The 7967-nt window shown below is 57.8% G+C and carries 6 protein-coding genes and 1 pseudogene; 2 read left to right on the top strand and 5 right to left on the bottom strand.

The features are described from left to right. Window positions 1–14: 14 nt before the first annotated feature. The 4 genes from HF027_RS14375 to HF027_RS14390 form a co-directional block, all read right to left on the bottom strand. The gene (locus tag HF027_RS14375; RefSeq protein WP_245184866.1) at window positions 15–911 is read right to left on the bottom strand and encodes a polysaccharide lyase; all 897 of its coding nucleotides are present in this window, start codon (window positions 909–911) and stop codon (window positions 15–17) included. Further along, window positions 889–2469 (bottom strand): PilZ domain-containing protein, encoded by a 1581-nt coding sequence (locus HF027_RS14380; protein WP_168016818.1) that lies wholly within the window; start codon window positions 2467–2469, stop codon window positions 889–891. Before HF027_RS14380 ends, HF027_RS14375 begins: the two co-directional genes overlap by 23 nt. A gap of 159 nt (window positions 2470–2628) precedes the next feature. Further along, the gene (locus HF027_RS14385) at window positions 2629–4284 is read right to left on the bottom strand and encodes a glycosyltransferase (RefSeq protein ID WP_168016820.1); all 1656 of its coding nucleotides are present in this window, start codon (window positions 4282–4284) and stop codon (window positions 2629–2631) included. Between the two features lie 9 nt (window positions 4285–4293). Further along, on the bottom strand, window positions 4294–5640 hold the full coding sequence (locus tag HF027_RS14390) for a UDP-glucose dehydrogenase family protein (protein WP_168016822.1): 1347 nt from the start codon (window positions 5638–5640) through the stop codon (window positions 4294–4296). A gap of 232 nt (window positions 5641–5872) precedes the next feature. Here HF027_RS14390 and HF027_RS14395 point away from each other — a divergent pair. Then, window positions 5873–6127 (top strand): annotated as a pseudogene (locus HF027_RS14395) (transposase); the annotation flags it as partial. A gap of 299 nt (window positions 6128–6426) precedes the next feature. Beyond that, entirely contained in the window at window positions 6427–7443 is a 1017-nt protein-coding gene (locus tag HF027_RS14400) for a CNNM domain-containing protein (protein ID WP_168016824.1), read from the top strand. A 9-nt stretch (window positions 7444–7452) separates the two neighbouring features. Here HF027_RS14400 and HF027_RS14405 read toward each other — a convergent pair. Continuing rightward, a partial coding sequence (locus HF027_RS14405) for an integrase core domain-containing protein (protein WP_168016826.1) occupies window positions 7453–7967 on the bottom strand: 515 nt, incomplete at its 5' end.

Raw genomic sequence — 7967 nt, forward strand, 5'->3', positions numbered from 1 at the left:
TCTAATGCTGGCGCTCAGGGTCGTGGGGTGTAGAAATGGAAGGCAGCAAAATCCACGTACTGGTCGCGTGGTGTGCGCCAGCCTTTACCCGTCCCGCCAAAGAAGGTGGAAAACATCAGGCCGTCGATGGTGATGTCCGGTGTGGTACGAAAGACGATGTCTTGATGCTCCAGTACCGGTTTGCCGTCGACCCAGATCCGCGCCAGGCCGTTCTTCTGGCCAGGGTCGTTAAGCACGATTTCCTGCTCGATGGTGACCCACTGGCCGACGGGGAAATGCCATGAACCACGACCGATCGAATCCCCTTCGAAGCCGACCACGTAGGGGTAAAGCTCGCCTTTACCCTCTTCGCGCCACATCAAACGCATCGAAAAGCCATTCTCGCCGTCGACCTCCTCGCCGCCGGAAGGGGCTTCACCTCCATATAGTCCTGGCAGCTTGCCTCCCTTGACGAAGTCGAAGTCGGACGGAAAGCGAACCTTGTAGCTCAGGCAGGCACGTTCGGCCCCTCGAAGCTGGGAGGGCTCACTGTAAAAGCCCGCCCCTCCGAGGGGGTCCTCACCCGGTGATGAACTGCCCGCAGGGTAGTGAACGCGCAGCCCAGCTTCTCCGATACCGGTGTGGTCAGCGCCCAAGCGGTCCACGTTCTCTTCGGTGCCCCAGTGCCGGGTGGTATCAAAGCTTTGGCGAACGGCACGATGGCCATCTGCGTCGGGAAGTGGACGTGGGTCTCTGGCCAAGTCATAGCGTTGGGAACAGGTTTCTACCTGGGGGATACTGACGACGGCATCCGTGGCTTCGTCGGCGTTTCCAGCGCCGAGTGGCAGCACGGTCAGCAAGCTCAACAGTAGACGTTGGTAGCGAAAGCCGAGGCGCGGATTGAGGCCATTAACCTTCATTGCTGGTTTCATCAGAGCCTTCCCTATAGGTGTCTATTTTCTCGATGGCGGCGCGGTAAAGGCCCTTACTGGACTGGGTGATCCAGTTAACGCCTTGCCAGATTCTCTCTGAGGCATCACTCAACAGTTGTGTTTCGGTAAAGCGAACGTCTACCGGCTGGCCCACGCTTTCTGCAGGCAGTGGTTCCTCGGGAATCAGCAGGACGCTGGCGACGTTCTGCTGTTGCCTTACCCAACTGGGGAAGCCTGCCCGGGGCTGAAGCTCGATATCGAGAGCAACGTTGCGCACCCGGGCTCGAATCGGCTGACTGGTATTGGCCAACGTGACGTAGGCCTGCTGGTTGGGTTCAATGCGGCTAATATCCTCCATATGCACCAGGGCCTCGACCATCACATCGCCTTCATCGGCACGGATCAGGGTCATGATGCGTTCGCCTTCGTCGATATAGACCCCGGTGGCACTGCTCAGCGCCCACGCCACGATGCAGTCGCAAGGGCTGTATATTTCGTTGCTGGCCTCAAGTTCCTTGAGGGCGGCGATACGCGAGTTCTCATAATCGCGCACCACTTCGAACTGCTCGACACGCGCCTCGGCAATATCCGGCGAAACGGATTCGAACGTTATGGTGTCACCGCTGGCCGGCTGTGCGGAGTTAGCCAGACTGACCTCCTGGTTGTTGCCCTCGAGGCTTTCGCGCAGGTTTTCGATCAGCCGGTTGTTATAGTTGAGAGCTGCCTCTGCCAGGATCATGTCTGACCTGAGGTCGCTGTTGATCACATTGGTTAACAACTGGTCACGTTCAACGCGGTCTCCAGCGGTAAACTCGTGTTCACCGAGTACACCGGGGCTAGGGGCGCGAATTTCGATGCGGGGGGCCGTCACGGCGGCGAAGCTGGGCTCAATCAGCATGAAGTTGCGATAGGCTGTTGCTGCGCCGGCCAGAATCAATAAGCCGATCGCCAGAAATAGAAGAATGTAGCGGCCGATAGGTTTGGGGGGGCGCGAGGTAGGCGTCGGCTTGGTCGACTGACGCTTGCGCGGTGTCTGGGGATCTTCGCTGTCCAGTATTCCGTCGATATCGGGCGCACGGCCACTCAGCCCGCTGCGAATGATTTGACGCAGTGACTCGTGGTGTTTCGGCTCGATGTCGGTGATCTTGAAGCTGACGTCATAGCCTTTCCCGGCTTCAATGGGCGTGGCGTATAGACATTCCGCCTTGAGGGGCACGATGAGTTCAAAGGTACCTGCTGCCATCAGCAGTGAGGCGGAAATGCGCTCGCCGGGTTCGAAACTACGTTGGCTCTGGGCGGAAAAGCCTCCAAGAGAGACATCATTGCCGTTTAGCTCGGCGTTGCTATCGTTGAGAGTGACGCGAAACGGTATCGCCACTCGAATATACCCCCTCTCGTCACGACGCTCGTGCTTTAGCATCTTGCCTTGAGTAAGGCGTTGGTTCTCTTGATCGACACTTTTCGCGTGCGAGGTAGTGTCGGTGTTCGTCGCTTTCAGGCTCTCCCCGAGAGAGGGGGTATGGCGCTGGTTTTTAGCATGCAACGTATCATCTTCCATCCGTAAATCGCTCCTTGCGTCAGAGGTAAGTCGCCGCCAGTGCGGTCATGGCCGGGGGCTCGACCCTGAATCTTGTGTTGCACTTGGTCATTGAGAACGCCATGCGGTGGTCCTTCGCGATGGCGTCATGCTGCAGGATCTTGATCAGGCTGCCTTCTGTCAGGAAATGGCCAGAAGACAGCGGACTGGTTCGCAGGGCTTGTCGATAAAGGGGATGTCGAGCGAACGATCAAGCCCCTTGGGCGCCTGGCTATGCTCCCCTAGCTGATCGATACCGATTTGCAGCGAGATACGATCTGGAGGCGTCATGACGCCGGTCGAGAGGATCAGAATGAAGAGAAGGGCGCCATAGACGAGACCATGCAGCGCATGGCCCATACGGCGCTGTCTGCGCGCCGCTCTTTGATCGCCAGGCTCGCCTGCAGATATGCCCTGGCGTGACCATTTTTGCCGGTTGAAGCGAAAACTGACGTAGGTTTTCAGTATTGCGCCCCACAGCTGGTTGTAATAAATCAGCGGAATCCAAAGCAGGCTAAAGCGTCCGCGTTGCCAGGCAAGGATCAAGGTGGCAATGCTGCGGCTAAAGAGTACCCACAGCACGTAGGTGAAGAAGAACGAGGGACGTATGAAAAGTACCACCAGGGCCACCACGGTGGGGCCCACTAGGGTCGTCCACATGGAGATGCGCTGGTCGACCAGGCTCCACCAGGCGAACATTCCCATCGGGCGGGGGCCCAGGGCGATGGCGCGGTTGCTGGTGCGCAGCATGTTGCCGAACCAGCGGCGCATCAGGTCAGTTGTCGAAGCAAAGAAGCGGTGCCGATCGGGCAGTTCCTCGAACCCGGTGACGTAGACATCGGGAACGTAGAGCATGGGCCAGCCGTTCTTCAGCAACCAGTACCAGGATGACTTGTCGTCACCCGAAAGGAACTTGAAGCTACCGAAACGCCAGTGGTCGACATGGTCGCTCTCGATCAGCTCGACGAAGTCCGGCTGGATGGCGAGGTCGGTACGAAAGACGCTGTAACGGCCCGTGAGCACCAGCAGACGCCGAGATAATGACATCGAACTCATCATCAGATGGCGCTGTGCATAGCGCAGGTCATACCATTCGCGGGTGATGTCGTTACCCGTCACCTCGGCGCGGTTGTTGGTGGTCAATGCGCCCAGGTCGGGCTGGGACATAAAGAAAGCAAGCGTGCGTGACAGCGTGCCTGGCTCCAGGCGAATATCGCCGTCCATCGATATAAGCAGCGAATCCGGCGCGGGCAGGCTCCTGGAAATGGCCCGAAGCACCTCGGCCATGGCGGAGCGTTTGCCGTCACCTTTCTGGAACATGTAGCGCACTTTGACGTTGTCGGGCCAGCGGTGCTCATCCAGGACGTGAGTGATGATATCCACGTCCGTACGGTCCGACACAGAGGCGAAGATCGTCGTCGGTACACCGTACTTGCGAGCCTCTCGTATCAAGGCATCGTATACCTGAAAGTTGACATGCGTGTCGATACGAAAGGAGGTGCACAGTACGAATAGCTCCGATGGCTTTTCGGTCTCACCGACCGCGTCGGCTTCGGCACGCAGGCTCGGAAAGACAACGCGGTTGTACCAGAGCGAGCGAACAGCCTGTACTCCCCACCAGGAGTAGCGCCAGATGGCGATCCAACCGATGATGAAAAAGAAGCTTTTCGATGCTGGCGAGAACACCCCCGTTGGCAGTCCACTGATGGTGACGACCAGCAGCGCCAGGCCGAACAAAAAAGTGGTCAGCTCCGTCATCCGGCTGGCAGAGGAATAACCCCGTCGTTTAGCGCTCATCGGAATGCCTCAAGCCAGAACGGCGCGGGCTGAGTCGCCCCGGCCGATAGCGTAGTAGGCAAGTCCGGCGGCCTTGACACTTTCGGGGTGGAAGATATTGCGGCCGTCGACCAACACCGGCTCAAGCAGCGTCTTTCTCAGCTGGTCGAAGTCGACGGTGCGGAAGGCTTTCCATTCGGTGCAGATAACCAGTGCATGGGCACCTTCCAGAGCGTCTTCGCGATGTTCGGCAAGCGTGAGGTCGTCGTGATGCCCGTAGATGCGGCGGCACTCGTTGCTGGCCTCGGGATCAAACGCCTGAACGCGCGCACCTGCATCCCAAAGGGCTTCCATGAGGTCTCGGCTGGGGGCTTCGCGCATGTCATCGGTATTGGGTTTGAAGGCAAGCCCCCATACGGCGATGGTCTTGCCAGCCAACTGGCCGTCGAAGGCTTGGTAGAGCTTTTCGAACAGCTTTGTCTTTTGCCGGGAATTGACTCGTTCTACCGCCTCGATTATTAAAGCGGGGTGACCGATTTCTTTGGCGGTATTGGCTAGGGCTCTTACGTCCTTGGGGAAGCAGGAACCACCGTAGCCACAGCCGGGGTAGATAAAGCTGTAACCAATGCGCGGGTCGGAACCGATCCCGTGGCGGACCTCTTCGACATCGGCGCCGAGGCGCTCGGCGAGGTTGGCGACTTCGTTGATGAAGCTTATCTTGGTCGCAAGCATCGTATTGGCTGCGTACTTGGTCAGTTCGGCACTGCGCACGCCCATAAACATCAACTTGTCGCGCTGACGGTTATAGGGGCCATAGCATTCACGCATGGCTTCCCTGACGCGCTCAGAGTCGGTGCCGACAATGATTCGAGAACCGCGCGAGAAGTCCTCGATTGCCGCACCCTCCTTGAGGAATTCCGGGTTAGAGCAAACGTCGAATGCAAGGTCAAGGCCGCGCTTTTCAAGCTCGATGGCAACGGCACGCTTCACTTTGTCGGCGGTTCCAACGGGCACAGTCGACTTATCGACGATGATTTTATAGTCATTCATGTGCTGACCGATGGTCTCGGCAACCTTCAGCACGTACTGGAGGTCGGCACTGCCGTCTTCGTCGGAAGGGGTGCCAACGGCGATGAACTGGAGCAAGCCAAATTTAACTGCTTCGACGGCATCGGTGGTGAAGCGTAATCGACCTGCCGCCTGGTTTTGACGAACCAGGTTTTCCAGCCCCGGTTCAAAAATCGGTATTTCGCCCGCCTTGAGTCTGTCCACTTTGTCCTTGTCCACGTCGACGCAAATGACGTCATGACCGACTTCGGCTAAGCAGGCGCCCGTTACGAGCCCCACATAACCACAAGCGAAGATGCTGATCTTCATTTCCCTGTTACTCCTAGCTGATGTGCGGCGCAATGGCCTCGCGACAGGAGGCTGAAGAGGCCTTCCTGCAGGCTGTGACGCGAAGTATTAAAGCTCGACATCGAACAATTTCAATCTAAGTAAACCAACTCGTCTTCATCATTAGATGAGTGGCGAGAAGGTTCATGTCATGGTGGCGTCGCATGTTGTGTGACGCGCGGGGGGAACTTCCTGTACCAGTAGGTCCCTTGCCATCTACGAATCGAGGATATGTGATGTAGAGGTTTCTCTCTGTTCGCTGTCGCACACCCAAGGCTACTCTGTTACCGAAGCCAGCCGCTCTTTGGATGTTGGCGAAAACGCCCTGAGGCGTTGGGTAAAGCAGCTCGCTGAAGAACGTGGCGGGGTGACTCCCACCTCCAAAGCACTAACGCCGGAGCAGCAGCGAATCCAGGAACTGGAAGCTCGCTGTGAGCGCTGGGAGCGGGAAAAATCGATACAACAAAAGGCTACTGCCTGAATTCAAGTGACAAATGAACACCATCAACTACTTCAGGGGGGCGTTCTTGCAGCGTGATCCAAACCAACGGGATTCCGGGAAAACCGGGGCGGTTAAGTTTCTCGATGCCCTGAGGAATGAGGCGGGCTTACCGGTCCTGATATGGGGTGAGGGGCAAAACCGGGGCAATTCTGCTTAGGGCCTGGTCCGTATGTCGGGGACTACTTCACCTTGCGATCAAGTGGTAGATTCGGTGAAGATACCGACGCCGCACCGTGCGGCTCCCCTTGGCCACCAAACGAGACCCCATGCTTCTGCTTGTTGCGTTTGCGACACTCTCTATCGCCGTTTCCTTCCTATGCTCGCTGCTTGAAGCCGCGCTCCTTTCCATGACCCCCAGCTATGTGGCGCAGCTGAAAGAGTCGCGCCCCAAGCTGCATGAGCAGCTTGCTCATCTGAAGCACAATATCGATCAGCCGCTGGCGGCGATTCTGACGCTTAACACCATCGCCCACACGGTGGGGGCCACCGGCGTCGGTGCCCAGGTCACCGTGGTCTTCGGTGAAGCCTGGCTCGGCATTGCTTCGGCGGTGATGACGCTGTTGATCCTGTTCCTCTCCGAGATCATTCCCAAGACCATCGGTGCCACCTACTGGCGGCAGCTCTCCGGCCTCTTGGCCACGACGCTCAACGCCATGGTGTGGATCCTCAAACCTTTCCTCTGGCTCTCCGAGCGCATCACCAAGCGTATCGGCAAGGACGTGCTCGACACCGACATGCGTGGCGAGATCAAAGCCCTTGCTCAGATCGGTCAGAAGGAGAAGGCGCTGGATCCCGAAGAGACCCGGGTCATCGTTAACATCCTCAACCTTCACGACATCCTGGTGAAGAACGTGATGACGCCGCGTACCGTCTCGGTCACCGTCACGCCGGACATGACGGTGGACGAATTCGACAAGGAATTGGGTCGTTCACCCTTTACCCGCTTCCCGGTGATGGATGGCGGCGAGCAGGTGCTGGGCTATGTGCACAAGGCGGATACCTATCACGCCGAGGGCGATGCTGACCTCAAGTCGCTGATGCACCCGGTCAAGACGGTGTCTGCCGATGAGAGCGTCGAGCAGGTGTTAACGATGATGGTCCAGGATCGTCAGCACCTCTGTGTCGTGTATGACGATCTGGGGACCTGGGTGGGCATTATTAGCCTGGAGGACATCATCGAGACGATTCTCGGGCAGGACATCGTCGACGAGACCGATAACGTCGCCAACCTGCGTAAGTACGCACGTCAGCGCTGGACGAAGATGCTTAAGAAAAACGAGTAGAGTTTTCTTCTACCTGCCGGGTCCCGCATGATTAACCACCCGCTTGGTAAATAACTCAGGCCGCTTGGCCTGCCATTCTTTCATCACCGCAATCGGTGACTGATGGTGCAGCGCCTTCTGCGGGATATGGTGATTGTACAACCACATATAGCGTTTCAGCGTCTGCTCCAGATCCTCGCCTGAGGTATAGCGCCGAGTCGCCAGCACGTCACCGATGCGGCCATTAAAACGTTCAACCATGCCGTTCGTCTGCGGCCTTCCCGGCTGGATCAGGCGATGCTCGATGCCATGGACCTGGCACTCCTGGTCGAACTCATGATTCCCGCTGGGCTTACGCTCACCGGCCCGAGTGAAGCGATCGGTAAAGGATTTTCCGTAGTACCTACGGAACAATCTGGTGAGCACCGTCTGGATCTTGAAGGGGGCCTTCTCTTTCACCTGCTTCATGAACGCACGCGCATCCTTCGCTGACTGACTGCGCCTGACCTCCAGATAGACCCAACGCGTGGCACGGTCGATGGCGA

The sequence above is a fragment of the Halomonas salinarum genome (assembly GCF_012062845.1).
GTDB classification, from domain to species: Bacteria; Pseudomonadota; Gammaproteobacteria; order Pseudomonadales; family Halomonadaceae; genus Onishia; species Onishia salinarum.